Consider the following 25,998-nt stretch of genomic DNA (forward strand, 5'->3'; position numbering starts at 1 on the left):
TTAAATGTGCTTTTCGGAAACAGGAATAACGCGCTTTTCCTTAACAGCCTTATAGGAAAAACTCGAATAAATCTCCTTCACCCCCGGCAACCGCTGCAGCACTTCCCGGGTAAATTCCCCAAACGACTCCAGATCCCTCGCCAGAATTTCCAACAGAAAGTCATACCGTCCGGATATGTTGTGACAGGACACTATCTCGGGAATCTCCATCAGCCTTTGCTCGAACGCCAAAGCCATATCCTTGGTATGCGAGTCCATCATGATGCTGACGAACGCCGTCACCCCAAACCCCAGCGACTTGGGCGACAAGATGGCTTGGTAACCGGTGATGTAGCCGTTGTCCTCCAGCAGCTTGACCCGTCGCCAGCAAGGCGAGGTGGTCAGCGCAACCTGGTCGGCGAGTTCGGAGATGGTCAGGCGGGCATTGTCCTGCAAGGCCGCGAGCAGGGCGCGATCGGTACGGTCGAGGCTTGAAGGCATGATTTGCCCTCCTGTTGTTGTATTTGTTGTTTCCTTTCCAAAACAAGCGCGAATGCTTGGGCTATTTTGGAAAAATTCAGGCAGCTCGGTGGCATAAGCTTATAGCAAACCACCAGAGGCTGTTGCCATGCGCGACTCCCATAACAACACCGGTTTTTCCACCCGCGCCATCCATCATGGCTACGACCCGCTTTCCCACGGCGGCGCCTTGGTGCCACCGGTTTACCAGACTGCAACCTATGCCTTCCCCAGCGTTGAATACGGCGCAGCGTGCTTTGCCGGGGAGGAGGGCGGGCACTTCTACAGCCGCATCTCCAACCCGACTTTGGCGTTGCTGGAGCAGCGTATGGCGTCCCTCGAAGGGGGTGAGGCCGGCCTGGCGCTGGCCTCGGGCATGGGGGCCATCACCTCGACCTTGTGGACCCTGCTACGCCCTGGCGACGAGCTGATTGTCGGGCGCACGGTGTATGGCTGCACCTTCGCCTACATGCACCATGGCATTGGCGAGTTCGGGGTAAAGGTCCGCCATGTCGACCTCAATGACACCAAGACGCTAAAGGCGGCGATTACCCACAAGACCCGGATGATCTACTTCGAAACCCCGGCCAACCCGAACATGCAACTGGTCGATATCGCGGCAGTGGCCGAAGCGGCAAGGGGGCATGACCTGCATATCGTGGTCGACAACACCTATTGCACGCCCTACCTGCAACGGCCACTGGAGCTGGGGGCTGACTTGGTCGTGCATTCGGCGACCAAGTACCTCAGCGGCCACGGCGATATCACTGCAGGCTTGGTAATCGGGCGCAAGGCGCTGGTGGACCGGATTCGCCTGGAAGGCCTCAAGGACATGACTGGCGCGGTGCTATCACCGCACGACGCCTCGCTGCTGATGCGTGGCATCAAGACGCTCGCCTTGCGCATGGACCGTCACTGCGCGAATGCCCAGCAGGTTGCCGAGTTTCTTGCGCGCCAGCCGCAGGTGGAGCTGATTCAATATCCTGGGCTGCCATCGTTTGCCCAATACGAACTGGCGCAGCGGCAGATGCGCTTGCCGGGCGGCATGATCGCTTTCGAACTCAAGGGCGGGATCGAAGCCGGGCGGCGATTCATGAATGCTCTGCAACTGTTTGCCAGGGCGGTGAGTCTGGGTGATGCCGAGTCGCTGGCGCAGCACCCGGCGAGCATGACCCATTCCAGCTATACGCCCGAGGAGCGGGCGCATCACGGCATTTCCGAGGGGTTGGTGCGGTTGTCGGTGGGGCTGGAGGATGTGGAGGATCTGCTGGCTGATTTGGAGCAGGCATTGAAGGCTTGCAGCTAGGTTGCCTGTTGCGGGCCTCTTCACGCCGAACCGCCGCGAAGAGACCAGTAAATCCAGCCCAAGAAAAAGGCCTCATGCGAGGCCTTGTTCATTTCAGCGCTTGAGCCCGTAGCTCTCGTCGAGCATGCCCGGCGAGTTCGGCGACTTCGGTGCATAGTCACGTGGCACTTCAGCGGTGTCTTTCGGCGGGGTCAGGCGGTCACGCGGACCCTGGGTGCCCTCCGAATGCAGTGCGGCGAGCAGACGCTGACGGGTCAGCTCGTCGAGCGCCAGGTGGTTGGCGCCGTCGGCCAGGTGATCCTGCACGTCCTGGTAGCTCTGGGTCAGCTTCTTGACCAGTACCGCGGTGCTGTTGAAATGGGTAACCACCTGGTTCTGGTAGCTGTCGAAGCGCTGCTGGATATCATCCAGCTGACGCTGGGTGCTGCTGGGCGCCGCGTTGGGCAGCAGGCGGGCCACGATGAAACCGACCGCCACACCGATGACCAGGGCCAGGGTTGGCAACAACCAAACAAGGAGCGAGAGTTCCACGAGTCCTTCCTCTATAAACGGCTTTGCTTTACGTTAACGGCTCAGACCTGCGCTGTATACCGCGAGCGATCGCAAATCAGAACAGAATTCCTCACCTAGACGAAACGACCCCCTTCGAGGTCACGGAGTAGTGCCTTGCTTGTCCGCGAAACCCCCTTGTTCATCGACGGCCCGATCGGCCAGCTGGAAGCCTTGTACCTGGACGTGGCCGATGCCCGCGGTGCGGTGCTGATCTGCCACCCCAACCCGGTACAGGGCGGCACCATGCTCAACAAGGTGGTCTCGACCCTGCAGCGCACCGCCCGCGACGCTGGCTACGTGACCCTGCGCTTCAACTACCGCGGTGTCGGCCAGAGCGCCGGCAGCCATGACATGGGCGCTGGCGAAGTGGCCGATGCCGAGGCGGCGGCGGCCTGGTTGCGTGCCAGGCACCCCGAGCTGCCGTTGGTACTGATGGGCTTCTCGTTCGGCGGCTTTGTCGCCACCAGCCTGGCCGGGCGCCTGGAAGCGCAAGGCGTGGAGTTGCAGCAGCTGTTCATGATCGCCCCGGCGGTGATGCGCCTGACCGCCGACTTCCCGCTGCCGCAGCGCTGCCCGATCGCCGTGGTGCAGCCTGACGCCGACGAAGTCGTCGATCCGCAGCTGGTTTACCAATGGTCCGACGCACTGGGGCGCCCCCATGAGCTGCTGAAAGTGGCAGAATGCGGACACTTCTTCCATGGCAAGCTGACCGATCTGAAGGATCTGCTGCTGCCGCGCCTTTCGAACTGAGCCAAGCCTGAATAAGCGAACACCCATGACCACGCGCATCCTCACCGGTATCACCACCACCGGCACCCCGCACCTGGGCAACTACGCCGGCGCCATCCGCCCGGCGATCGTCGCCAGCCAGCAACCGGGTGTCGACTCGTTCTACTTCCTGGCCGACTACCACGCCCTGATCAAGTGCGACGACCCGCTGCGCATCCAGCGCTCGCGCCTGGAAATCGCCGCCACCTGGCTGGCTGGTGGCCTGGACCCGGCGAAGGTGACCTTCTACCGCCAGTCCGACATCCCCGAGATCCCCGAGCTGACCTGGCTGCTGACCTGCGTTGCGGCCAAGGGCCTGCTCAACCGCGCCCACGCCTACAAGGCCTCGGTGGACAAGAACCTGGAAGCCGGCGAAGACCCGGATGCCGGCGTGACCATGGGCCTGTACAGCTACCCGGTGCTGATGGCCGCGGACATCCTGATGTTCAACGCCAACAAGGTGCCGGTCGGTCGTGACCAGATCCAGCACGTGGAAATGGCCCGCGACATCGGCCAGCGTTTCAACCACCTGTTCGGCCAGGGCAACGACTTCTTCGCCCTGCCGGAAGCGGTGATCGAAGAGAGCGTGGCCACCCTGCCGGGCCTGGACGGTCGCAAGATGTCCAAGAGCTACGACAACACCATCCCGCTGTTCACCAGCGCCAAGGACATGAAAGACGCCATCTCGCGCATCGTCACCGACTCGCGTGCACCTGGCGAAGCCAAGGATCCGGACAATTCGCATCTGTTCACCCTGTTCCAGGCCTTCTCGACGCCGTCGCAGTGCGCCGAGTTCCGCGAAGAGCTGTTGCAGGGCCTTGGTTGGGGCGAAGCGAAGCAACGCCTGTTCCAGCTGCTCGACGGCCAGCTGGCCGAGAAGCGCGAGCACTACCGCCAGCTGATCGCGCGCCCGGCAGACCTGGAGGACATCCTCCTGACCGGCGCCGCCAAGGCCCGCAAGATCGCCACGCCGTTCCTCGAACAGCTGCGTGAAGCCGTTGGCCTGCGCTCGTTCCGCAGCAGCGTACAGGCCAGCACCGAAGTGAAGAAGAAAGCCGCCAAGAGCGCGCGCTTCGTCAGCTTCCGTGACGAAGACGGCAGCTTCCGCTTCCGCCTGCTGGCCGCCGATGGCGAGCAATTGCTGCTTTCGCGCAGCTTCGCCGACGGCAAGAGTGCCGGTGCCGTGAGCAAGCAGCTGCAGCAGGGCTCTGATGCCGACGTGCGCGTTGACGGCCTGGGCTTCAGCTTGTGGCTGAACGACGAGCAGGTTGCCGACGGGCCGCAGTTCGACAGCGCCGAAGCCCGTGATTCGGCTATCGAAAGCCTGCGTGTAGCGCTTGCACCACAACCGGACTGACGCATTTCGCCTGTAGGAGCGGGCTTGCCCCGCGAACACCGGCAAAGCCGGTGCCATCCAGCACATTACTGGTATGGATGAGGCATATTGACGCAAGTCTGATTGCCATTAAGCGGGCCTGTCGCTACAGTGACGGCCCGTTTTTTGTTGCCTCGCTAACGAAATCATGACGCCCCTAGAACGATATCAAGCAGATCTGAAACGTCCCGACTTCTTCCATGACGCGGCGCAGGAAACTGCGGTACGTCACCTGCAGCGTCTGTACGACGACCTGGTGCACGCGCAGAACAACAAGCCTGGTGTGTTCGGCAAGCTGTTCGGCAAGAAGGAGCAGACGCCGGTCAAAGGCCTGTACTTCTGGGGTGGAGTAGGGCGTGGCAAGACCTACCTGGTCGACACCTTCTATGAAGCGCTGCCGTTCAAGCAGAAGATGCGCACGCACTTCCACCGCTTCATGAAGCGCGTCCACGAGGAAATGAAAACCCTCAAGGGTGAGAAGAACCCGCTGACCTTGATCGCCAAGCGCTTCAGCGAAGAAGCCAAGGTGATCTGCTTCGACGAATTCTTCGTATCCGACATCACCGATGCCATGATCCTCGGCACCTTGATGGAGGAGCTGTTCAAGAACGGCGTCTCGCTGGTGGCGACCTCCAACATCGTCCCCGACGGCCTGTACAAGGACGGCCTGCAGCGCGCACGCTTCCTGCCGGCCATCGCCATGATCAAGCAGTACACCGACGTGGTGAACGTCGACAGTGGTGTCGACTACCGCCTGCGTCACCTGGAGCAGGCCGAACTGTTCCACTTCCCGCTCAATGATGCGGCGCACCAGAGCATGCGCGCCAGCTTCAAGGCGCTGACGCCCGAGTGCACCCAGGCAGTCGAGAACGACGTGCTGATGATCGAAAACCGCCCGATCAATGCCCTGCGCACCTGCGACGACGTCGCCTGGTTCGACTTCCGCGCCCTGTGCGACGGGCCCCGCAGCCAGAACGACTACATCGAGCTGGGCAAGATCTTCCATGCCGTGTTGCTGAGCAACGTGGAGCAGATGGGCGTCACCACCGACGACATCGCCCGCCGCTTCATCAACATGGTGGACGAGTTCTACGACCGCAACGTCAAGCTGATCATCTCGGCCGAAGTGGAACTCAAGGACCTGTACACCGGCGGGCGCCTGAGCTTCGAGTTCCAGCGGACCTTGAGCCGCTTGCTGGAAATGCAGTCGCACGAATTCCTGTCGCGTGCGCACAAGCCATAAGAAAGTTGGGGGCTGCAAAGCAGCCCCTAGGCCTCAAGCCTCTTGCATGAACTGCTGCCGATACTGGTTCGGCGACAACTCCGTGTGCTGGCGGAACAACCGCGCAAAGAAACTCGCATCGTCATAGCCGACCTCATAACTGATGGTCTTGATGCTCTTGCGCGTGCTCGACAGCAGCCCCTTGGCCGTCTCGATGCGTAGCCGCTGCAGGTAGTGCAACGGCTTGTCGCCAGTCGCTCCCTGGAAGCGGCGCATGAAGTTACGGATGCTCATGCCATGGTTGCGGGCCACATCCTCGAAGCGGAACTTGTCGGCGAAGTGTTCCTCCAGCCAGTGCTGGATCTGCAGGATGATCAGGTCCTGGTGCAGCTTCTGGCCGCCGAAGCCCATGCGCCCTGGCGTGTAGTTGCGCTGCACTTCGTAGAGGATGTCGCGGGCCACGGCACGCGCCACATTGGCGCCGCAGAAACGCTCGATCAGGTAGATGTACAGGTCGCAGGCCGATGTGGTGCCGCCGGCGCAGTACAGATTGTCGGCGTCGGTCAGGTGCTTGTCCTGGTTCAGGCGGATCTTCGGGAAGCGCTCGGTGAAGCTGTTGAAGAAGCGCCAGTAGGTGGTCGCTTCCTTACCGTCGAGCAGGCCGGATTCTGCCAGCCAGAACACCCCGCTGGCTTCGGCGCACAGCACGGCGCCACGGGCGTGCTGTTCGCGCAGCCAAGGCAGCACCTGTGGATAACGTTGCAGCAGGTTGTCGAAATCCTCCCAGAAGGCCGGGAGGATGATCACGTCGGCATCATCGAGGCCGCCATCGACCGGCAGCTGCACATTGCTGAAGCTGTCTACCGGCTGGGCATCGGGGCTCACCAGGTGAATCTCGAACATGGGCTGCAAGCCCAGGCCCAGCTGCTTGCTGTAGCGCAAGCTGGCGAGGTGGAAGAAATCCTTGGCCTGCATCAGGGTCGAAGCGAACACCTTGTCAATGGCCAGGATGCTGACGCGCCGCAACGACGCGGAGGGTTGGGTAAACATCATTGTCATTGTTCTTATAGGGTAGAGTGGTCAATCACCGGCTGGATCGTCTTATTTTTTGGCGATTGTGTCTACCCCGTGTCGCAGAGGGGCCGCAAAGCGGCCCATGCGGTTCAAGGCGCCGGGTTCGGCTGCTCCTGATGGATTGCCTCGATTGCCGCGAGCAGTTCGTCGTTGAGGCTCAGTTGCAGGCTGTCGAGGTTGCTCTGAAGTTGCACCAGGTCGGTCGCGCCGATGATATTGCTGGTCACGAACGGCTGTCGGGTCACGAACGCCAGGGCCATCTGGGCCGGGTCCAGGCCATGGGCCAGGGCCAGCTGCACATATCGGCTGCAGGCCGCCACGGTCTGCGGATTGGAATAGCGGGCGAAGCGGCTGAACAGGGTCAGGCGGCCTTTCTCTGGTCGGGCACCATTCTCGTACTTGCCCGAGAGCATGCCGAACGCCAGTGGCGAATAGGCCAGCAGGCCGCATTGCTCGCGGATCGCCACTTCCGCCAGGCCCACTTCGAAGCTGCGGTTGAGCAGGTTGTAAGGGTTCTGGATCGACACCGCCCGCGGCCAGCCACGGCTGTCGGCCAGTTGCAGGAACTTCATGGTGCCCCACGGGGTTTCGTTGGACAGGCCGATGTGGCGGATCTTGCCGGCACGCACCTGCTCGTCGAGCACTTCGAGGGTTTCTTCCAGCGGGGTGAACAGGTCGTTGGCCAGGTGCTGGTAACCCAGTTTGCCGAAGAAGTTGGTGCTGCGCTCCGGCCAGTGCAACTGGTAGAGGTCGATGCGGTCGGTGTGCAGGCGCTTGAGGCTCTCGTCCAGTGCGGCGACGATGTGCTGGCGGTTGTGCTTGAGCTGGCCGTCACGGATGTGGCTGATGCCATTGCCCGGGCCGGCAACCTTGCTGGCCAGGACCCAGTCATCGCGATCACCGTTGGCCCGGAACCAGTTGCCGATGATGCGCTCGGTGGCGGCATAGGTTTCCGGACGGGGCGGCACCGGGTACATCTCGGCGGTATCGATGAAGTTGATGCCGCTGGCCTTGGCCAGCTTGATCTGCTCGAAGGCCTCGTCCTGGGTGTTCTGCTCGCCCCAGGTCATGGTGCCCAGGCACAGGGCGCTGACGCCGAGGTCGGTACGGCCGAGCTTGCGGTATTCCATCGGGAAAACACTCCTTGGCAAAAGAAGCCCATCAAAGCAGGTTGAAATTTTTCGCGCAATCTGGATAATTCTGCCCCTCTCCGTGTGGCGGAAGTGATGCACCACCACGCAGGAAGAACCCCGTCGAACATTGGCGTGCCCGACCCGAGCCCCCAAAAGCGTCAGCGTTCGGCTGCGCGCTTGCCCTTGGCAAGTTGTGCACTATCCAGTAAGATTCGCCGTCTATTTTTCGCTGGGCGGCCTCTGAGGCTTTAGAGAATGAAAACTTTTACTGCTAAACCGGAAACAGTAAAGCGCGAGTGGTTCGTAGTTGACGCCGCTGGCCAGACCCTGGGTCGTCTGGCTACCGAAATCGCTACCCGTCTGCGTGGCAAGCACAAACCAGAATACACCCCTCACGTTGACACCGGCGACTACATCGTCGTCATCAACGCTGAACAGGTTCGTGTGACTGGTGCCAAGTCTTCCGACAAAATGTACTACTCCCACTCCGGTTTCCCAGGCGGCATCAAGGAAATCAACTTCGAGAAGTTGATCGCCAAGGCCCCTGAGCGTGTTATCGAAACCGCGGTCAAGGGCATGCTGCCTAAGAACCCGCTGGGTCGCGACATGTACCGTAAGCTGAAAGTGTACGCGGGTGCTGCTCACCCACACACTGCTCAGCAGCCTCAAGAACTGAAGATCTAACGGGAAAGTTCATTATGTCGGCGACTCAAAATTACGGCACTGGCCGTCGCAAGACCGCAACCGCTCGCGTTTTCCTGCGTCCGGGTACTGGTAACATTTCCATCAACAACCGTTCTCTGGACGTGTTCTTCGGTCGCGAAACCGCTCGCATGGTTGTTCGCCAGCCGCTCGAGCTGACCGAGTCCACTGAGAAGTTCGACATCTACGTCACCGTTTCCGGTGGTGGTGTCAGCGGTCAGGCCGGTGCGATCCGTCACGGTATCACCCGCGCTCTGATGGAATACGACGAAACCCTGCGTGGCGCTCTGCGTCGTGCTGGCTACGTCACCCGCGACGCTCGTGAAGTCGAGCGTAAGAAAGTGGGTCTGCGTAAAGCGCGTAAGCGTCCTCAGTACTCCAAGCGTTAATACCGCTTCGGCAGTCGAAAAAAGCCCGGTTCCTTGGAACCGGGCTTTTTTTTGTGCTTGAACTAACCTGTCAGCATGTCGGTGACCACTTGTCGCATAGACGCAGATCAAGCAAAGCGCGGGTTATAGCTCCTGGTGGGGGTAATCACCTTGTCACTGTGTGGATTTGTTTCTTACCATGACGACCAATTTTTAGCGCCACTGACACAACCTAAGTACAGGCCAGGTCCAACTGGCCAAGCAAAGCTGATGGGAGAGGACTGAATGAGCAATGACGGCGTCAACGCAGGCCGGCGCCGCTTCCTCGTAGCCGCGACATCCGTGGTCGGGGCAGCGGGGGCAGTGGGGGCTGCGGTACCGTTCGTGGGGTCATGGTTTCCCAGTGCCAAGGCGAAGGCGGCCGGCGCACCGGTGAAGGTCAATATTGCCAAGGTCGAGCCTGGGCAGCAGATGGTTGCCGAGTGGCGTGGCCAGCCGGTGTTCATCGTTCGGCGAACGCAGGAGATCCTTGGCAACCTGAAGAAGATCGAGGGTGACCTCTCCGACCCTCAATCGAAGAGTTCGGTGCAGCCGACCTATGTCGACCCCGAGGTTCGCTCGATCAAGCCGGAAATCCTCATTCTCGTCGGCCTCTGCACGCACCTCGGCTGCTCGCCGACCTTCCGCCCGGAAGTCGCGCCCGCAGACCTCGGGCCGAAGTGGGTCGGTGGTTATTTCTGCCCTTGCCACGGCTCCCACTACGACCTGGCAGGCCGTGTCTACAAGTCGCAGCCGGCGCCTCTCAACCTGCCAGTGCCGCCGCATTCTTATGAGTCGGACGACATTGTCGTCATCGGCGTCGACCAGGAGAAAGCATGATGAGCAAGTTCATGGACTGGATTGACGCTCGCTTCCCCGCCACCAAGATGTGGGAAGACCACCTGAGCAAGTATTACGCGCCCAAGAACTTCAACTTCCTGTATTTCTTCGGCTCGCTGGCGCTGCTGGTGCTGGTCAACCAGATCGTCACTGGCGTGTGGCTGACCATGAGTTTCACACCCTCGGCGGAAGAGGCCTTCGCCTCGGTCGAGTACATCATGCGTGACGTCGAATACGGCTGGATCCTGCGCTACCTGCATTCCACCGGTGCTTCGGCGTTCTTCATCGTGGTCTACCTGCACATGTTCCGCGGCCTGCTCTACGGCTCCTACCAGAAGCCTCGTGAGCTGGTGTGGCTGTTCGGCATGCTGATCTACCTGGCGCTGATGGCTGAAGCCTTCATGGGTTATCTACTGCCATGGGGGCAGATGTCGTACTGGGGTGCCCAGGTGATCATCTCGCTGTTCGGCGCCATTCCGGTGATCGGTGGCGACCTGACCCAGTGGATTCGTGGTGACTACCTGATCTCGGGCATCACCCTGAACCGCTTCTTCGCCTTGCACGTGGTGGCCCTGCCGATCGTGATTCTCGGCCTGGTGGTGCTGCACATCCTGGCCCTGCACGAAGTGGGTTCGAACAACCCCGATGGTGTCGACATCAAGAAGAAAAAGGACGAAAACGGCATTCCGCTCGACGGCATTCCGTTCCATCCTTATTACACCGTCAAGGACATTGTCGGTGTGGTGGTGTTCCTCTTCGTGTTCTGCGCCGTGGTGTTCTTCTTCCCGGAAATGGGCGGTTACTTCCTGGAAAAACCTAACTTCGAGCAAGCGAACGCGTTCAAGACGCCCGAGCATATTGCCCCTGTGTGGTACTTCACGCCGTTCTACGCGATCCTGCGAGCGGTACCTGACAAGCTCATGGGCGTAATCGCCATGGGTGCTGCGATCGCCGTGTTGTTCGTGCTGCCCTGGCTCGACCGCAGCCCGGTGCGTTCCATGCGCTACAAGGGCTGGATCAGCAAGGTCTTCCTGCTGGTGTTCTGCATTGCCTTCGTCATCCTCGGTATCCTCGGCGTACTGGCGCCTACACCTGGCCGTACCTTGCTGTCGCAGGTGTGCACGGTGCTGTATTTCGCCTACTTCCTGCTGATGCCGTTCTACACAAGGCTCGAGAAGACCAAACCGGTTCCGGAAAGGGTGACTGGCTGATGAAAAAGTTGATTGCAGTATTTTTGCTGGCAGTGATGCCTGCCTTTTCCTTCGCTGCCGAACAGGGCCTGGAGCTGGACAAGGTCGATATCGATCTGACCGACAAGGCAGCCATGCAGGACGGTGCGCGAACCTTTGCCAACTATTGCATGGGTTGCCACAGCGCCAAGTTCCAGCGTTACGAGAGGGTTGCCGATGATCTTGGCATCCCTCATGAGTTGATGCTCGAGAAGTTGGTGTTCACCGGTGCCAAGATCGGTGACCACATGCAGATCGGCATGCAGCCCAGCGACGCCAAGACCTGGTTCGGCGCCGCGCCACCCGACCTGACCCTGGTCGCCCGGGTGCGGGGTACCGACTGGCTGTACACCTACCTGCGCAGCTTCTATGAAGACAAGTCGCGCCCGTACGGGGTCAACAACAAGGTGTTCCCGAACGTCGGCATGCCCAACGTGCTGGTCGGCCTGCAAGGCAACCAGGTGGTTGGCTGCAAGCAGGTGCAGATGGTGGTGGATGGCAAGAAGCAATTCGACCCATTGACGGGTAGCCCGCTTACCCATGAAGCCTGTGACCAGCTGACCATTACGCCGAATTCCGGTACCCTGAACACCGAGCAGTTCGACGAGAAGGTCAAGAACCTGGTGACCTTCCTGGCCTATTCGGCCAACCCGGTCAAACTGGAAAGCCAGCGCATCGGTACCTACGTGTTGCTGTACCTGGCTTTCTTCTTCGTATTTGCCTACTTGCTCAAGCGCGAATACTGGAAGGACGTGCACTGATCACGCAGTAATTTCTGGTAGTTGAACGCGCCCGCGGGGCCCTGGCACATGTGCCAGGGCCCCGCGGGCGCGTTTTCATTTAGAGTTTTACAAGCATCCCCTGCGAGGAGGCGCTACATGGGCGCAACCAACCGGTTAGCCTGTTATTCCGACCCTGCTGACCATTATTCTCATCGGGTACGCCTCGTGCTTGCCGAGAAGGGCGTCAGCGTGCAGGTCATCGACGTCGATCCTGCACGGCTGCCAGCCAAGCTGGCAGAGGTGAACCCTTACGGCAGTGTGCCGACCCTGGTCGATCGTGACCTGGCGTTGTATGAGTCGACCGTGGTCATGGAATACCTCGAGGAGCGTTATCCGCATCCGCCGCTGATGCCGGTATATCCGGTCGCGCGTGGCAACAGCCGTCTGCTGATGCATCGCATCCAGCGTGACTGGTGCGCCCTGGCGGATACCATTCTCGACCCGCGCAGCGCTGAGGGCGCCCGTACCGAGGCGCGCAAGGCGCTGCGCGAAAGCCTGACCGGCGTCTCGCCGCTGTTCGGCGAGTTTGCTTGCTTCATGAGTGAGGAGCAAAGTCTGGTCGACTGTTGTCTATTGCCCATATTATGGCGTTTGCCGGTAATGGGTATCGAATTGCCGCGGCAGGCCAAGCCGCTGCTGGAATACATGGAGCGACAGTTCGCCCGCGAGCCGTTCCAGGCGAGCCTGTCCTCTGTTGAACGTGAAATGCGCAAGCTTTAAGGAGCCGTTGATGAACTCCAGTCGCCCCTACCTGGTTCGAGCACTGTACGAGTGGATCGTCGACAACGATTGCACCCCCCATATGCTGGTCAATGCCGAATTTCCGGCGGTCCAGGTGCCACAAGGTTTTGCCAGTGATGGCCAGATCGTCCTGAACATTTCGCCGAGTGCCGTGCGCAACCTGCACATGGACAACGACGCAGTGAGTTTCGAGGGGCGCTTCAGTGGCGTTGCCCATTCGTTGTTCGTGCCAGCGGGCGCCATCCTGGGTATCTATGCCCGGGAGAATGGCCAGGGCATGGTATTCGAGCTCGAACCGCCGCTGATGGAGGATGATGAGCTGGAAGACGAGGGTGTCGAGCCTGATGACGATGGCCCGCCGGAAGGGGGTGGGCAGCCGCCACGCCCAAGCGGGCGACCCAGCCTGAAGGTGGTCAAGTAACAAAAAAGGCGATCCAAATGGATCGCCTTTTTATTTGCCGCGACGCGGTGCTTACAGGTCGCTGATGGTGCGGACCTGGTCCCGGTTGATGCGGGTACGCTTGCCGTCGAGCTGCTGGAACTCGTAGAAGCCCGAGTCCTTGTCGAAGTGTGGAGCGTCCACTGCCTGGATTTCGCGGCCGTCGTTGAGGGTGATCAGGCTTGGGGTGGAGCAGCCGGCCAGGGTGGCGAAGGTGCCGAACAGCAGGGCGGGCAGCAAAAGCTTTTTCATGCGGTATTTCCTGGAAATTGAACAGGTGGGGCAAGCTGCTGCCGATACCAGTCAGTGACTGGTAACGGCGGCAACTGAATCAGTCGATGTACTCGAACAGCTTGACGATCTTCTGCACGCCAGACACACCCTGTACCACGGCAGTGGCAGAGTTGGCCTCCTGCTGAGTCACCAGGCCCAGCAGGTAGACGATGCCGTTCTCGGTGATCACCTTGATGCGCGAGCTGGGCACCGCATTGTCGGTGAGCATCTGGGTCTTGATCTTGGTGGTCAACCAGGCATCGTTGTTGCGCGCCAGGATGGAGGAGGGCTGCATCACCTGCAGCTCGTTGTGCACCTTCTTCACCCGCTGGACCTGGCTGGCAGTCTGTTCGGCCAGGCTCTTGAGATCGGCGCGCGGGGTTTGCCCGGCGAGCAGGACGATGCCGTTGTAGCTGCTGACGACGATGTGCGAGCTCTTGTCCAGGTCTGGGCTGGCCTTGGCGATGTTGACCGAAGCCTTGGTTTCGATCAGCGAGTCGTCGATCTTGCTGCCGATGGTACGGGTGCCGCGATCATCCTCGATCGGCGAGTTGCGGGTCGAGGTCAGTACCGAGCTGCAGCCGGTGACGCTCAGGCACAGGGTCAGGGCCATCAGGCCGAGGCGTATGGGGGTCATTCTTCACTCCCGAACAGTTGGCTGTCGATCAGATCGCACAGGCAGTGGATCGCCAGCAGGTGGACTTCCTGGATACGTGCGGTGACCGTCGACGGTACGCGGATTTCCACGTCTTCGGGCAGCAGCAGCGAGGCCATGCCGCCGCCGTCACGTCCGGTCAATGCTACGACAATCATTTCGCGATCATGTGCGGCCTGGATCGCTTGAATCACGTTGGCAGAGTTGCCGCTGGTCGAAATCGCCAGCAGCACGTCGCCGGGCTGGCCCAGGGCGCGGATCTGCTTGGAGAAGATCTCGTTGTAGCTGTAGTCGTTGGCGATCGAGGTCAGTGTCGAGCTGTCAGTGGTCAGGGCGATGGCCGGCAGGCTCGGGCGCTCACGCTCGAAGCGGTTGAGCAACTCCGAAGAGAAGTGCTGGGCATCGCCGGCCGAGCCGCCATTGCCGCAGGCGAGCATCTTGCCCTCGTTGAGCAGCGCATTGACCATGACCAGGCTAGCCTGCTCGATGTGCGGTGCCAGGATGTCCATTGCCTGTTGCTTGGTGTCGATGCTGGCCTGGAACAGCCGGCGAATTCGGGATTGCATGTCCATCTGGTGACCTTAAGTGGGGCGGTGGCCTTTGCTACGCGCAACAAGGACCAGCCCGCGAAACATAGAGCAAAAAAATCGGAGTGGGTTCAGCATTCGAAGGCGTTTTTCAGCCATTGAAGCGGCTGGCCTGCATGGCGACTGCCCTGCATGGCGACAACATCGAAGCGGCAGGGGTGATTGGCCCAGCGGAACTCCTTCTGCAGGAACAGAGTGGCGGCAAGCACCAACCGTTTCTGCTTGCGCCCGTCAATGCTGCCGAGGGCGCCACCGAAGTCCGCGTGCAACCGGTAGCGGACTTCGACGAATACTACTGTATCGGCGTCGAGCATGACCAGATCAAGCTCGCCGCCTTTGCATCGCCAATTGCGTGTCAGCAGTTGCAGGCCTTGCCCTTGAAGGTACTCAAGGGCTTGGGTTTCTGCCGCCTGGCCAGCGCTAGTCGGCGATGCTTTGGGCATCAGCGCGAGGTGTCTGGCAGACGCTTGACCTGGCCGCCGGTGAACTCGGCCCATGGCAGCTGGCGCTCGACGCGCTGGCTGGCGTTGATGCTCAGGCTGCCGGACAGGCCTTGCACGCGGTTGTCTGGCAATGCCTTCAGCTGGCCCAGGCGTGGTGCCAGGCTGTAGGCGTCGACACCCATGGCGTACAGGCGGCCGAGGCTGCCTGCGGCTTGCGGCCACTGCTGCACGACCTGTTGGCGCAGGCTGTTGCTGGTGTCGAGCAGCCACGGGGTTTCGCAGAAACGAATGCCGTTCATGTCGTTGTACTGGTTGACGTCACCACTGGCGCTGTACAGGTTCGAGGTGGCGTAGACCGGTACGTCACCGGCGTACTGGAAGTTCAGGGTCGGCTTGATCTGCTGTGCCTGTTGTGGGGTCGAGGCGAGGAAGATGAAATCGATGTCCTGGCGACGCGACGGTTGGGCCGCGATGTTGCCGCCCACGGTACTCTGCAGGCTCTGGGCGCGGCCTTCGCTCTGGCGCAACTGGAACAGGCTGGCGATCTGCTGGGCCAGTGCAACCGGCTGGGCGATGCGCTCGGCGGCGATGATAATGCCGCCATTGCCTTCCCAGTCCTGACGGAAGGCGGCCAGCACGCGGTCACCCCACTCACCGCTCGGTACCAGGGCCACGGCGCGGACCATGCCGTCAGCGCGGGCGCGACGTGCCACTTCGCGGGCTTCGTCCTCGGCGGCGAGGCCGAACTGGAACAGCTGGGGTGGTGCTTTCTGGCCGGCGTCGGCGTAGTTCAAGGCGAGGGTGGTGATGGGCAGCTGGGTGTTGCCAGCAAGCTGCTTGACCAGCGGCTTTTCAAGCGGGCCGACCACCAGTTGCACGCCATCGGCCTGGGCCTGGCGATAGAAGGCGTCGAGCGAGCCGATGCGCGAACTGTCGTAGACCTGCACGGCAGGCGCTTGCCCGCCTGCCTGCTGGGCCTGGAAGTGGGCGGCCATGAAGCCGTCACGCAGGGCGCGGGCAACGCCGGCCAGTGGGCCTTCCTGGGGCAGCAGCAGGGCGATTTTGGTCAGCGGTTGGCTGGCCAGTTCCTTGAGCTTGGTCAGGGCCGTTGGCAGCTGCTTGGCGGCTGGGTGATCAGGGTGCTGGTTGCGCCAGGCTTCGATGGCAGCCTGCTGCTGCTCCAGGGTGCCGGCGCTTTTCACTGCCAGCGCCAGGCTGGTCCAGCCGGCCAGGATTTCGTTGTTGGCAGGCTGTTGCAACTGCTCCGGCGGCAGCGAAGCGACCAGGGCCCAGATCGCGTCATTGTTGGCGCTGGCAGCCTGACCGCTGAGCAGCGGGCTCAGCAGCACGCGTTGCTGGGCGGCGGCCATGGCCTGGCCGTCGGCCTCGAGGGCGGCGGCGTGGACGCTGTAGGTGCGCACCTGCTGTTGCTCGGGCAGCTCTGCGATGTGTTGCAGGCTCGGGTGGGACAGCGCGGTCAGCGCGGCCTTGGGCTGGTTGCGGCTCATGGCCAGTTCGGCGCCGAGGGTGGCGGCGAAGATCTGCTGGGCCGGCTTGAGCGTGTCCATCGGCACCTGCTCGAGGATGCGTGCGGCGCGTGGGAAGTCCTTCTGCTTGTAAGCCAGGTCGGCAGCGCTCAGGCGCAGCAGGGCAGCGTCTTCGGCGGACTTGCTGGTGGCGGCCTTCTCGAGCAGTTGCTCGATGCTGGCATCCGGGGTGCGTGGCAGTTCGCCCAGGCTGGATGAGGGCGAGCTGGCGCAGGCTGCCAGCAGGGCAGCGAGGCAGAGGGCTGTGAGCAGCCGCAGGCAAGCGATCATGTAAAGGTCCTGTTACTCGATCAAGTTGGCCGGCAATTGTACCCAAGCGGCGGCCGGGGCGCGATCTGCCGTTAGCAGAACCTTCACTATAGGCGTCTGGCCGATGACCGCCGATGAAGTTCTTTGCGCCCTGTTACCGGCGCTCGGGCTACAATAGCGCCTTTGATCCGAAAGGCAGGATGTGTGCAGTGACTGATGTGGCCGGGGCTTCGAAATCCACCATGGGGACGCTTTATGTGGTCGCGACCCCCATCGGCAACCTTGATGACATGAGCGCCAGGGCGCTCAAGGTGCTGGCCGATGTCGCCCTGATCGCCGCCGAGGACACCCGGCATTCGATCCGCCTGTTGCAGCATTTCGGCATCGATACGCCGCTGGCGGCCTGTCATGAGCACAACGAGCGCGACGAGGGCGGGCGCTTCATCACCAAGCTGCTGGCCGGTGAAGATGTGGCGCTGGTATCCGATGCCGGTACGCCGCTGATTTCCGACCCGGGCTACCATCTGGTGCGCCAGGCGCGGGCCGCCGGGGTCAGCGTGGTGCCAGTGCCAGGCGCCTGCGCCTTGATTGCCGCGCTTTCGGCAGCCGGCCTGCCTTCCGACCGCTTCATCTTCGAAGGCTTCCTGCCAGCCAAGGCCGCCGGGCGTCGGGCGCGTCTGGAGCAGGTCAAGGAAGAGCCTCGCACGCTGATCTTTTACGAGGCGCCTCACCGCATCCTGGAGTGTCTCGAAGACATGGAGCTGGTGTTCGGCGGCGAGCGCCCGGCGCTGCTGGCGCGCGAGCTGACCAAGACCTTCGAGACCCTCAAAGGCCTGCCGTTGGCTGAACTGCGTGCGTTCGTCGCCGGCGACAGCAACCAGCAGCGCGGCGAGTGCGTGGTGCTGGTCGGTGGCTGGAGTGCACCTGAAGGCGAGGATGCGATCAGTGCCGAGGCGCAGCGTGTATTGGATCTGCTGCTGGCCGAATTGCCACTGAAAAGGGCGGCGGCATTGGCAGCGGAAATCACTGGCGTGCGCAAGAACCTGTTGTATCAAGTGGCCCTGGAAAAACAGAAAGCGCAGTAGTGGCAATTAGACATAATTGACGGTATCGCTTGTTCTTGCGCGCGCGTGCCGTTAACCTTGTCGGCGGAGAGTCGATCGGACAGTCGCTGCCGTCTTTTGTTCCGCAAAAGATGGGGGAGGAAAGTCCGGGCTCCATAGGGCGGAGTGCCAGGTAACGCCTGGGAGGCGCGAGCCTACGGAAAGTGCCACAGAAAATAACCGCCTAAGCACTTCGGTGCCGGTAAGGGTGAAAAGGTGCGGTAAGAGCGCACCGCACGGCTGGCAACAGTTCGTGGCTAGGTAAACCCCACTCGGAGCAAGACCAAATAGGGTTCCATCAGGCGTGGCCCGCGTCGGAACCGGGTAGGTTGCTAGAGGCGTCCAGTGATGGCCGTCGTAGAGGAATGACTGTCCTCGACAAAACCCGGCTTACAGATCGACTCTCCACCTTTTCCCTTCCTGCTTGATTCGATAGCAGATCCCTCTTGGTAATACCAAAAAGATCTTACTCTTAATAATTCACTTTAACTTCGAACGGCATTCGTTTGAGTCGGTTTGATTTTTCTCGTGTTTTTCCCCGTCTGGCAGTCCTTCCGCATTCCTTTGTTGCGCTAAATCTCGGTCCTGTAAGGCTTTTCCTTATGAACGTGCCTTGACGGTGCAGCGGGCGGATTCCTATAGTGTGCGCAAGTGGCAGAAAGTGGGATGAAGTGGGTTTTCTGGCACAAAAAAGTTACCATTGTGGGGAATCGCAGCCGTGTTCCGCGGAGCCAACGCCGTCAGCCTCGATGCCAAGGGCCGTCTCGCCATGCCGAGCCGGTACCGTGACGAGCTCGATTCGCGTTGCAATGGTCAGCTGATCGTGACCATCGACGCTGTTGACCCCTGCTTGTGTGTTTATCCCCTCGATGAGTGGGAGCAGATTGAAGCCAAGTTGCGTGCCTTGCCGTCGTTGCGTGAGGAAAACCGCCGCCTGCAGCGCTTGCTGATCGGTAATGCGGTTGACCTGGAGCTCGATGGCAGTGGGCGTTTCCTGGTGCCGCCCCGCCTGCGTGAGTACGCCAAGCTGGACAAGAAGGCGATGCTGGTGGGGCAGCTGAACAAATTCCAGCTGTGGGATGAGGATGCCTGGAACGCGGTTTCGGCAGCCGACCTTGCAGCTATCCAACAACCGGGCGCCATGCCCGACGATTTGCGTGACCTGATCCTGTGACCATAGATAGCGGCTTCAACCACATCACCGTCCTCCTCGACGAAGCTGTCGAGGCATTGGCCCTGCGCGCCGACGGTTGCTATCTGGACGGCACCTTCGGGCGTGGCGGCCATAGCCGCCTGATCCTCAGCAAACTCGGACCGCAAGGGCGGCTGCTGGGCTTCGACAAAGATCCTCAAGCGATTGCCACCGGGCAAGCGCTGGCGGCCGAAGACGGCCGCTTTGTCATTGTGCAACGCAGTTTTGCCGAGCTCGGCTCGGAAGTCGCCGAGCGTGGTCTGGCCGGCAAGGTCAGCGGTATCCTGCTTGACCTGGGCGTGTCCTCGCCGCAGCTGGATGACCCCGAGCGTGGCTTCAGCTTCCTCAACGATGGGCCGCTGGACATGCGTATGAATCCGGATCAGGGCATCAGCGCTGCCGAGTTCATCGCCACCGCCCCCGTCGAAGAAATTGCCCGTGTCTTCAAGGAATACGGTGAAGAGCGCTTTGCCGGGCGCATGGCCCGTGCCGTGGTCGAGCGCCGTGAGAAGCAGCCCTTCACCCGCACCGCTGATCTGGCTGAAGTGCTCAAGGTCGCCAACCCGGCCTGGGAAAAGGGCAAAAACCCGGCGACCCGTGCCTTCCAGGGCCTGCGTATCCACGTCAATAACGAGCTGGGTGACCTCGAGACTGGCCTGGAAGCTGCGCTCGACGCCCTGGAAGTAGGCGGCCGTCTGGCGGTCATCAGCTTCCACTCGCTGGAAGACCGCATCGTCAAGCTGTTCATGCGCAAACTGGTCAAGGGCGAGGCCGACAACCTGCCACGCAACCTGCCGGTACAGCACAAGATCTTCGAGCCGAAGATCAAGCTGATCGGCAAGGCCCAGTTTGCCTCCGAAGCCGAACTCAAGGCCAACCCGCGGTCGCGCAGCGCCGTGATGCGGGTGGCGGAGAAGCTTCGGTGAGCCGGCTATTTGCCAAACCTCTGCCAGGCGGAAGCTTCCTGATGCTTCTGCTGTTTGTCGGTGTGCTCATTTCGGCCATTGCCGTGTCTTACAGTGCCCACTGGAATCGTCAGTTGCTCAACACCCTGTACGGCGAGTTGAACGAGCGTGACAAGGCCCAGGCCGAGTGGGGCCGGCTGATTCTCGAGCAAAGCACCTGGACCGCCTCCAGCCGTATCGAGAGCCTGGCCTCCGAGCAGCTGAAGATGCGTGTGCCTGCAGCTGACGAAGTACGGATGGTGGCGCCATGATGAAGCTCGAAGGCGCACTCTACCCCTGGCGCTTCCGGGTAGTGATCGGCTTGCTGGCCCTGATGGTCGGCGCCATCTGCTGGCGCATCATCGACCTGCAGGTAGTCGACCGTGACTTCCTCAAGGGCCAGGGCGATGCTCGCAGCCTGCGTCACATTCCCATTCCTGCGCACCGTGGCCTGATCACCGACCGCAACGGCGAGCCGCTGGCGGTCAGTACCCCGGTCACCACCTTGTGGGCCAACCCCAAGGAAATGCAGGCCGCCAAGGATCGCTGGCCGCAGCTGGCTGCTGCCCTTGGGCAGAACGCACAGCAACTGACCGAGCGCCTGACCCAGCAGGCCAACAAAGAGTTTATCTACCTGGTCCGCGGCCTGACCCCGGAGCAGGGCCAGCACGTGCTCGATCTGAAAGTCCCGGGCGTGTATGGACTGGAAGAATTCCGCCGCTTCTATCCGGCCGGCGACGTGACCGCGCACATGGTCGGCTTCACCGACCTCGACGACCATGGTCGCGAAGGCGTGGAGCTGGCCTACGATGAATGGCTGGCCGGCGTGCCCGGTAAGCGGCAAGTGATCAAGGACCGGCGCGGCCGGCTGATCAAGGACATCCAGGTCACCAAGAACGCCAAGGCCGGCAAGACCTTGGCGTTGTCGATCGACCTGCGCCTGCAATACCTGGCCACCCGCGAACTGCGCAACGCCATTGCCGAACAGGACGCCAAGGCCGGCAGCCTGGTGATCATGGACGTCAAGACCGGTGAGGTCCTGGCCATGGTCAACCAGCCGACCTACAACCCGAACAACCGTCGCAGCATGTTCCCGGCCGCCATGCGTAACCGGGCGATCATCGACGTGTTCGAGCCGGGCTCGACGGTCAAGCCGATCTCGATGAGTGCGGCGCTGCAGAGTGGCCGCTGGAAGCCGAGCGACAAGGTCGAGGTGTATCCGGGCAGCCTGCAGATTGGTCGCTACACCATCAAGGACGTGTCCAAGAGCGAGGGCCCGATCCTCGACCTGACCGGCATCCTGATCAACTCATCCAACGTCGGCATGAGCAAGATCGCCTTCGATATCGGCGGCGAGGCCATCTACCGGGTCATGTCCCAGGTCGGCCTGGGCCAGTACACCGGCCTCGGCTTCCCGGGCGAGCGCGTCGGCAACCTGCCCAACCACCGTGAGTGGCGCAAGGCTGAGACCGCGACCCTGTCCTACGGCTACGGTGTGTCGGTGACCGCCCTGCAGCTGGTGCACGCCTACGCGGCGCTGGCCAACGACGGCAAGATGGTGCCGCTGTCGATCCTCAAGGTCGACAAGGCGCCGGAAGCGGTGCAGGCCATTCCGAAGGAAACCGCCGAAACCGTCCAAGGCATGCTGCAGCAGGTGATCGAAGCGCCGCGCGGCGTGTTCCGTGCCCAGGTGCCGTTCTACCACGTGGCCGGCAAGTCCGGTACCGCACGTAAGGCCACCGTCGGCTCCAAGGGTTACACCGAAAACGCCTACCGCTCGCTGTTCGCCGGCTTCGGCCCGATGAGCGACCCGCGCTACGCCATCGTCGTGGTCATCGACGAGCCGGGCAAGGGTGGTTACTTCGGTGGTCTGGTATCGGCCCCCGTATTCAGCAAGGTCATGTCGGGAACCCTGCGCCTGATGAACGTGCCGCCAGATAACCTGCCGCCGCCGAGTGATCCGCAGCAGGCCAGTGCAGCACCCGCCAAGGGAGGGCGTGGATGATGACGATGCCATTGAGCAAGCTTTTCGCCCACGCCAGCCGTGATCCGCTGATCCGTGAACTGACCCTGGATAGCCGTCAGGTGCGTCAGGGCGACCTGTTCCTGGCCGTGCCAGGTGCCAAGGTTGATGGCCGTGAGCACATTGCCGATGCACTGTCGCGTGGCGCTGCGGCCGTGGCTTACGAAGAGCAGGGCGTCAACGTGCTGCCGCTTACCGATGTACCGCTGATTCCTGTGAAGGGTCTGATCGGCCAGCTGTCGCAAATTGCCGGGCGCTTCTACGGCGAGCCGAGCCGTCAGCTGAACCTGGTGGGCGTCACCGGCACCAATGGCAAGACCAGCGTCACGCAGCTGGTGGCTCAGGCGCTCGATGCGCTGGGCCAGCGCTGCGGCCTGATCGGCACCTTGGGCACCGGCTTCTATGGCGAGCTGCAGAGCGGCCGCCTGACCACGCCCGATCCGATCGCCGTGCAGTCGACCTTGAGCGACCTCAAGAAGGGCGGCGCCAAGGCTGTGGCCATGGAGGTTTCGTCCCACGCCCTGGAGCAGGGCCGTGTTGCTGCGCTGGAATTCGATATCGCGGTCATGACCAACCTGTCCCGCGACCATCTGGACTACCACGGCAGCATGGAGGCCTACGAGGCCGCCAAGGCCAGGCTGTTCGCATGGCCGAGCCTGCGTTGCCAGGTGGTCAACCTGGATGATGACTTCGGTCGCCGCTTGGCCGACGATTTTGCTCGCCGCCCGAGTGTCGATCATATCGAGACCCGGCTGCTCAGCTACAGCCTGGAAAACCCGGACGCTTCGCTGTTCTGCCGCGAAGCGCATTTCGATGATGATGGCGTGCGCGCCACGCTCGTCACCGCTCAAGGTGAGCGCACTCTGCGTAGCCAGCTGCTGGGTCGCTTCAACCTGAGCAACATGCTCGCGGCGGTGGCCACGCTGCTGGCGCTGGACTACTCGTTGGAGGAGATCCTCAAGGTCGTCCCCGCCCTGCAGGGCCCGGTCGGCCGCATGCAGCGCCTGGGTGGCGGTGACAAGCCGCTGGTAGTGGTCGATTACGCACATACCCCTGATGCCCTGGAAAAAGTCCTCGAAGCCTTGCGCCCGCATGCTCACGGCGAGCTGCTGTGCCTGTTCGGCTGCGGTGGTGACCGTGATCGCGGCAAGCGCCCGCTGATGGCCGAAGTGGCCGAGCGCCTGGCCGACCGGGTGCTGGTCACCGACGACAACCCGCGTACTGAAGACCCGCTGCGCATCTTCGACGACATTCGCCCTGGTTTCGCCAAGCCTGCCGACATCGAGTTCGTCGCTGGCCGTGGTGAAGCCATTGCTCACCTGATCGCCACCGCTGCTGCCGATGACGTGATCGTCCTGGCCGGCAAGGGGCACGAGGACTACCAGGAGATCAATGGCGAGCGCCATGCCTTCTCCGACCTGATCGAAGCCGACAAGGCACTTGCAGCCTGGGAGGCACCACATGCTTAAGCCCATGACCCTCAGCCAGCTGACCGGCGCTTTGAATGCGCGCCTGGTCAACGCCGACGCCAGCTTCACCGGTGTCAGCATCGACAGCCGCAGCGTTGCTGCCGGCCAGTTGTTCGTTGCCCTGAGCGGGCCACGCTTCGATGGCCATGACTACCTCGCCGACGTGCAAACCAAAGGCGCCGTTGCTGCACTGGTCGAGCGCGAAATTGCCGATGTTGATCTGCCGCAGCTGCTGGTTGCCGACTGCCGCGTAGCACTCGGCCAGCTCGGTGCGCTGAACCGCGCTGCCTTCGACAAGCCAGTCGTCGCCATCACCGGTTCCAGCGGCAAGACCACGGTCAAGGAGATGCTCGCCAGCATCTTGCGCACCCGCGGCCTGGTGCATGCCACCCGCGGCAACCTGAACAACGACCTAGGTGCACCGCTGACCTTGCTTGAAATCGCTCCGGAGCACAGCGCTGCGGTGATCGAGCTGGGCGCTTCGCGCATCGGTGAAATCCGCTACACCGTCGGCCTGACCCAGCCGCAGGTGGTGATCATCAACAACGCCGGTACTGCCCACGTTGGCGAGTTCGGCGGCCCCGAGAAGATCGTCGAAGCCAAGGGCGAGATCCTCGAAGGCCTGGGCGAGGGCGGTATCGCCATTCTCAACCTGGACGACAAAGCCTTCGCCATCTGGAAGGCCCGTGCCGGTGCGCACAAGGTAATCAGCTTCGCTCGTGGCAACGATCAGGCTGATTTTTACGCCAGCGACATCGGTCGCGATGCCCGTGGCTGCCCGTCGTTCAAACTGCATGGCGCGGGTGAAACGGTAGACGTGCAACTCAATGTGCTAGGCGAACACAACGTCAGCAACGCCCTGGCCGCTGCCGCCGCTGCCCATGCCGTTGGTCTGAGCCTGAATGGCATCGCCGCCGGCCTCAACGCCGTGCAGCCGGTCAAGGGCCGTACCGTGGCGCAAATCGCCCCGAGCGGTGTGCGGGTAATCGACGATACCTACAACGCAAATCCCACCTCGATGTGCGCGGCCATTGATATACTCCGCGCCTTTTCCGGGCGCACCGTTCTGGTGCTGGGGGATATCGGCGAACTGGGTCAGTGGGCGGAAGAAGGCCACCGGCAGGTGGGTGATTACGCACGCGGCAAGGTTGACGCCGTGTATGCAACAGGTTCAAACATGGTTCATGCGGTCAAGGCGTTCGGCGCCAATGGCCGTCATTTCGCCACTCAAGCTGAGCTGATCGACGCCGTTCGCGCCGAGACTGCCAGCGACACCACTATCTTGATCAAGGGCTCGCGCAGCGCTGCGATGGAAAACGTCGTGGCTGCATTGTGCGGTGCCAGCGGGGAGAAACATTAATGCTGCTGCTGTTGGCCGAGTATCTGCAACAGTTCCACAAGGGCTTCGCGGTCTTCCAGTACCTGTCCCTGCGCGGGATTCTTGGTGTACTGACCGCGTTGTCACTGGCGCTGTGGCTGGGGCCGTGGATGATCCGTACCCTGCAGATTCGCCAGATCGGTCAGGCCGTTCGTAACGACGGCCCGCAATCGCACCTGTCCAAGTCCGGCACTCCGACCATGGGTGGCGCACTGATCCTGTCTGCAATCGGCGTCAGCACCCTGCTGTGGGCCGACCTGTCCAACCGCTATGTCTGGACCGTGCTGATCGTCACTCTGCTGTTCGGTGCCATCGGCTGGGTCGACGACTACCGCAAGGTGATCGAAAAGAACTCACGTGGCCTGCCGAGCCGCTGGAAGTACTTCTGGCAGTCGGTGTTCGGCCTGGGCGCGGCGGTGTTCCTGTACATGACCGCCCCGACTACTGTCGAAACCACCTTGATCGTGCCGTTCCTCAAGGACGTCACCATCCCGCTGGGTATCGGCTTCGTCGTACTGACCTATTTCGTCATCGTCGGTTCGAGCAACGCGGTCAACCTGACCGACGGCCTCGATGGCCTGGCGATCATGCCAACCGTGATGGTCGGCGGCGCCCTGGGTATCTTCTGCTACCTGTCGGGTAACGTGAAGTTTGCCGAATACCTGCTGATCCCTTACGTACCGGGCTCGGGCGAGCTGATCGTGTTCTGCGGCGCGCTGATCGGTGCCGGCCTGGGCTTCCTGTGGTTCAACACCTATCCGGCCCAGGTGTTCATGGGCGACGTCGGCGCACTGGCGCTGGGCGCTGCATTGGGCACCATCGCCGTGATCGTGCGCCAGGAGATCGTGCTGTTCATCATGGGCGGCATCTTCGTGATGGAAACCCTGTCGGTGGTGATTCAGGTCGCCTCGTTCAAGCTCACCGGCAAGCGCGTGTTCCGCATGGCACCGATTCACCACCACTTTGAACTCAAGGGCTGGCCTGAGCCACGCGTGATCGTCCGTTTCTGGATCATCACCGTGATTCTGGTACTGATCGGCCTGGCAACCCTGAAACTGAGGTAGAAA

At 61.8% G+C, this 25,998-nt stretch carries 28 protein-coding genes and 1 other RNA gene; 20 read left to right on the top strand and 9 right to left on the bottom strand.

The genetic code is table 11. From position 1 onward, the window contains the following. Entirely contained in the window at nucleotides 1-480 is a 480-nt protein-coding gene (locus BGP85_RS17825) for an Lrp/AsnC family transcriptional regulator (RefSeq protein WP_103449204.1), read from the bottom strand. A 127-nt stretch (nucleotides 481-607) separates the two neighbouring features. Here BGP85_RS17825 and BGP85_RS17830 point away from each other — a divergent pair, with 127 nt between their 5' ends. Further along, nucleotides 608-1,804, top strand: a complete 1,197-nt coding sequence (locus BGP85_RS17830; protein WP_103449205.1) for a methionine gamma-lyase — start codon at nucleotides 608-610, stop codon at nucleotides 1,802-1,804. A gap of 93 nt (nucleotides 1,805-1,897) precedes the next feature. Here the strand turns inward: BGP85_RS17830 and BGP85_RS17835 are convergent, their stop codons facing one another. Beyond that, nucleotides 1,898-2,335 (bottom strand): YhcB family protein, encoded by a 438-nt coding sequence (locus BGP85_RS17835; protein WP_027918018.1) that lies wholly within the window; start codon nucleotides 2,333-2,335, stop codon nucleotides 1,898-1,900. A gap of 135 nt (nucleotides 2,336-2,470) precedes the next feature. Here BGP85_RS17835 and BGP85_RS17840 point away from each other — a divergent pair, with 135 nt between their 5' ends. The 3 genes from BGP85_RS17840 to zapE all read left to right on the top strand — a co-directional run bounded on the left by BGP85_RS17840 (nucleotide 2,471) and on the right by zapE (nucleotide 5,742). Next, the gene (locus tag BGP85_RS17840; RefSeq protein WP_103449206.1) at nucleotides 2,471-3,106 is read left to right on the top strand and encodes an alpha/beta hydrolase; all 636 of its coding nucleotides are present in this window, start codon (nucleotides 2,471-2,473) and stop codon (nucleotides 3,104-3,106) included. 25 nt (nucleotides 3,107-3,131) lie between these two features. Next, entirely contained in the window at nucleotides 3,132-4,481 is a 1,350-nt protein-coding gene (locus BGP85_RS17845) for a tryptophan--tRNA ligase (protein WP_103449207.1), read from the top strand. Nucleotides 4,482-4,647: 166 nt separating this feature from the next. Beyond that, nucleotides 4,648-5,742 (top strand): cell division protein ZapE, encoded by a 1,095-nt coding sequence (zapE, locus tag BGP85_RS17850; RefSeq protein ID WP_103449208.1) that lies wholly within the window; start codon nucleotides 4,648-4,650, stop codon nucleotides 5,740-5,742. 33 nt (nucleotides 5,743-5,775) lie between these two features. On the opposite strand, the gene BGP85_RS17855 is transcribed toward zapE, so the two are convergent. Together BGP85_RS17855 and BGP85_RS17860 are read right to left on the bottom strand one after the other, a co-directional pair. Continuing rightward, the gene (locus BGP85_RS17855; protein ID WP_178120030.1) at nucleotides 5,776-6,696 is read right to left on the bottom strand and encodes a GlxA family transcriptional regulator; all 921 of its coding nucleotides are present in this window, start codon (nucleotides 6,694-6,696) and stop codon (nucleotides 5,776-5,778) included. A 188-nt stretch (nucleotides 6,697-6,884) separates the two neighbouring features. Then, a complete protein-coding gene (locus BGP85_RS17860; protein WP_103449209.1) occupies nucleotides 6,885-7,925 on the bottom strand; it encodes an NADP(H)-dependent aldo-keto reductase in 1,041 nt (346 codons plus the stop codon). Nucleotides 7,926-8,183: 258 nt separating this feature from the next. Between BGP85_RS17860 and rplM the strand changes: the two genes are divergently transcribed. The 7 genes from rplM to BGP85_RS17895 all read left to right on the top strand — a co-directional run bounded on the left by rplM (nucleotide 8,184) and on the right by BGP85_RS17895 (nucleotide 13,050). Beyond that, nucleotides 8,184-8,612 carry a 50S ribosomal protein L13 gene (rplM, locus tag BGP85_RS17865; protein ID WP_003251819.1) on the top strand — a complete coding sequence of 143 codons (429 nt, stop codon included), beginning with the start codon at nucleotides 8,184-8,186 and terminating at the stop codon, nucleotides 8,610-8,612. Nucleotides 8,613-8,626: 14 nt separating this feature from the next. Continuing rightward, nucleotides 8,627-9,019 (top strand): 30S ribosomal protein S9, encoded by a 393-nt coding sequence (rpsI, locus tag BGP85_RS17870; RefSeq protein WP_103449210.1) that lies wholly within the window; start codon nucleotides 8,627-8,629, stop codon nucleotides 9,017-9,019. Between the two features lie 264 nt (nucleotides 9,020-9,283). Next, nucleotides 9,284-9,877: a ubiquinol-cytochrome c reductase iron-sulfur subunit gene (petA, locus tag BGP85_RS17875; RefSeq protein WP_016395498.1), complete on the top strand. Its 594-nt coding sequence runs from the start codon at nucleotides 9,284-9,286 to the stop codon at nucleotides 9,875-9,877. Beyond that, on the top strand, nucleotides 9,877-11,088 hold the full coding sequence (locus BGP85_RS17880; protein ID WP_016395499.1) for a cytochrome b: 1,212 nt from the start codon (nucleotides 9,877-9,879) through the stop codon (nucleotides 11,086-11,088). The genes petA and BGP85_RS17880 overlap by 1 nt, the downstream gene beginning before the upstream one ends. Further along, nucleotides 11,088-11,867, top strand: coding sequence for a cytochrome c1 (locus tag BGP85_RS17885; RefSeq protein ID WP_103449211.1), 780 nt, complete (start codon nucleotides 11,088-11,090; stop codon nucleotides 11,865-11,867). The genes BGP85_RS17880 and BGP85_RS17885 overlap by 1 nt, the downstream gene beginning before the upstream one ends. Before the next feature lie 117 nt (nucleotides 11,868-11,984). Beyond that, the gene (locus BGP85_RS17890) at nucleotides 11,985-12,608 is read left to right on the top strand and encodes a glutathione S-transferase N-terminal domain-containing protein (protein WP_103449212.1); all 624 of its coding nucleotides are present in this window, start codon (nucleotides 11,985-11,987) and stop codon (nucleotides 12,606-12,608) included. Nucleotides 12,609-12,618: 10 nt separating this feature from the next. Then, a complete protein-coding gene (locus BGP85_RS17895) occupies nucleotides 12,619-13,050 on the top strand; it encodes a ClpXP protease specificity-enhancing factor (protein ID WP_103449213.1) in 432 nt (143 codons plus the stop codon). Between the two features lie 51 nt (nucleotides 13,051-13,101). Here the strand turns inward: BGP85_RS17895 and BGP85_RS17900 are convergent, their stop codons facing one another. The 5 genes from BGP85_RS17900 to BGP85_RS17920 all read right to left on the bottom strand — a co-directional run bounded on the left by BGP85_RS17900 (nucleotide 13,102) and on the right by BGP85_RS17920 (nucleotide 16,843). Then, complete coding sequence (locus tag BGP85_RS17900) at nucleotides 13,102-13,320, bottom strand: YgdI/YgdR family lipoprotein (RefSeq protein ID WP_103449214.1); 219 nt, start codon at nucleotides 13,318-13,320, stop codon at nucleotides 13,102-13,104. Between the two features lie 79 nt (nucleotides 13,321-13,399). Beyond that, nucleotides 13,400-13,978: a BON domain-containing protein gene (locus BGP85_RS17905; RefSeq protein ID WP_085675072.1), complete on the bottom strand. Its 579-nt coding sequence runs from the start codon at nucleotides 13,976-13,978 to the stop codon at nucleotides 13,400-13,402. Then, a complete protein-coding gene (locus BGP85_RS17910; RefSeq protein ID WP_008097558.1) occupies nucleotides 13,975-14,568 on the bottom strand; it encodes a phosphoheptose isomerase in 594 nt (197 codons plus the stop codon). The genes BGP85_RS17905 and BGP85_RS17910 overlap by 4 nt, the downstream gene beginning before the upstream one ends. An 86-nt stretch (nucleotides 14,569-14,654) precedes the next feature. Next, a complete protein-coding gene (locus BGP85_RS17915) occupies nucleotides 14,655-15,026 on the bottom strand; it encodes a YraN family protein (protein WP_103449215.1) in 372 nt (123 codons plus the stop codon). Continuing rightward, a complete protein-coding gene (locus BGP85_RS17920; RefSeq protein WP_103449216.1) occupies nucleotides 15,026-16,843 on the bottom strand; it encodes a penicillin-binding protein activator in 1,818 nt (605 codons plus the stop codon). The genes BGP85_RS17915 and BGP85_RS17920 overlap by 1 nt, the downstream gene beginning before the upstream one ends. Nucleotides 16,844-17,064: 221 nt before the next feature. Here BGP85_RS17920 and rsmI point away from each other — a divergent pair, with 221 nt between their 5' ends. From rsmI to mraY, 9 genes are all read left to right on the top strand, one after another. Beyond that, nucleotides 17,065-17,907 carry a 16S rRNA (cytidine(1402)-2'-O)-methyltransferase gene (rsmI, locus tag BGP85_RS17925; RefSeq protein ID WP_181004561.1) on the top strand — a complete coding sequence of 281 codons (843 nt, stop codon included), beginning with the start codon at nucleotides 17,065-17,067 and terminating at the stop codon, nucleotides 17,905-17,907. A gap of 67 nt (nucleotides 17,908-17,974) precedes the next feature. Beyond that, nucleotides 17,975-18,334, top strand: an RNA gene (gene rnpB, locus BGP85_RS17930) — RNase P RNA component class A. A 309-nt stretch (nucleotides 18,335-18,643) separates the two neighbouring features. Further along, nucleotides 18,644-19,099, top strand: a complete 456-nt coding sequence (gene mraZ / locus BGP85_RS17935; RefSeq protein ID WP_011535546.1) for a division/cell wall cluster transcriptional repressor MraZ — start codon at nucleotides 18,644-18,646, stop codon at nucleotides 19,097-19,099. Further along, nucleotides 19,096-20,043, top strand: a complete 948-nt coding sequence (rsmH, locus tag BGP85_RS17940; RefSeq protein WP_103449218.1) for a 16S rRNA (cytosine(1402)-N(4))-methyltransferase RsmH — start codon at nucleotides 19,096-19,098, stop codon at nucleotides 20,041-20,043. The genes mraZ and rsmH overlap by 4 nt, the downstream gene beginning before the upstream one ends. Further along, nucleotides 20,040-20,333, top strand: coding sequence for a cell division protein FtsL (ftsL, locus tag BGP85_RS17945; protein ID WP_103449219.1), 294 nt, complete (start codon nucleotides 20,040-20,042; stop codon nucleotides 20,331-20,333). Before rsmH ends, ftsL begins: the two co-directional genes overlap by 4 nt. After that, nucleotides 20,333-22,066: a peptidoglycan D,D-transpeptidase FtsI family protein gene (locus tag BGP85_RS17950; RefSeq protein WP_181004563.1), complete on the top strand. Its 1,734-nt coding sequence runs from the start codon at nucleotides 20,333-20,335 to the stop codon at nucleotides 22,064-22,066. Before ftsL ends, BGP85_RS17950 begins: the two co-directional genes overlap by 1 nt. Then, nucleotides 22,063-23,553, top strand: coding sequence for a UDP-N-acetylmuramoyl-L-alanyl-D-glutamate--2,6-diaminopimelate ligase (locus BGP85_RS17955; protein ID WP_374755324.1), 1,491 nt, complete (start codon nucleotides 22,063-22,065; stop codon nucleotides 23,551-23,553). Before BGP85_RS17950 ends, BGP85_RS17955 begins: the two co-directional genes overlap by 4 nt. Then, nucleotides 23,546-24,913, top strand: coding sequence for a UDP-N-acetylmuramoyl-tripeptide--D-alanyl-D-alanine ligase (locus BGP85_RS17960; protein WP_103449221.1), 1,368 nt, complete (start codon nucleotides 23,546-23,548; stop codon nucleotides 24,911-24,913). The genes BGP85_RS17955 and BGP85_RS17960 overlap by 8 nt, the downstream gene beginning before the upstream one ends. Further along, nucleotides 24,913-25,995, top strand: coding sequence for a phospho-N-acetylmuramoyl-pentapeptide-transferase (gene mraY / locus BGP85_RS17965; protein WP_054884625.1), 1,083 nt, complete (start codon nucleotides 24,913-24,915; stop codon nucleotides 25,993-25,995). The genes BGP85_RS17960 and mraY overlap by 1 nt, the downstream gene beginning before the upstream one ends. Nucleotides 25,996-25,998: the final 3 nt, after the last annotated feature.

This window comes from Pseudomonas putida (assembly GCF_002906855.1).
Classification (GTDB): domain Bacteria; phylum Pseudomonadota; class Gammaproteobacteria; order Pseudomonadales; family Pseudomonadaceae; genus Aquipseudomonas; species Aquipseudomonas putida_N.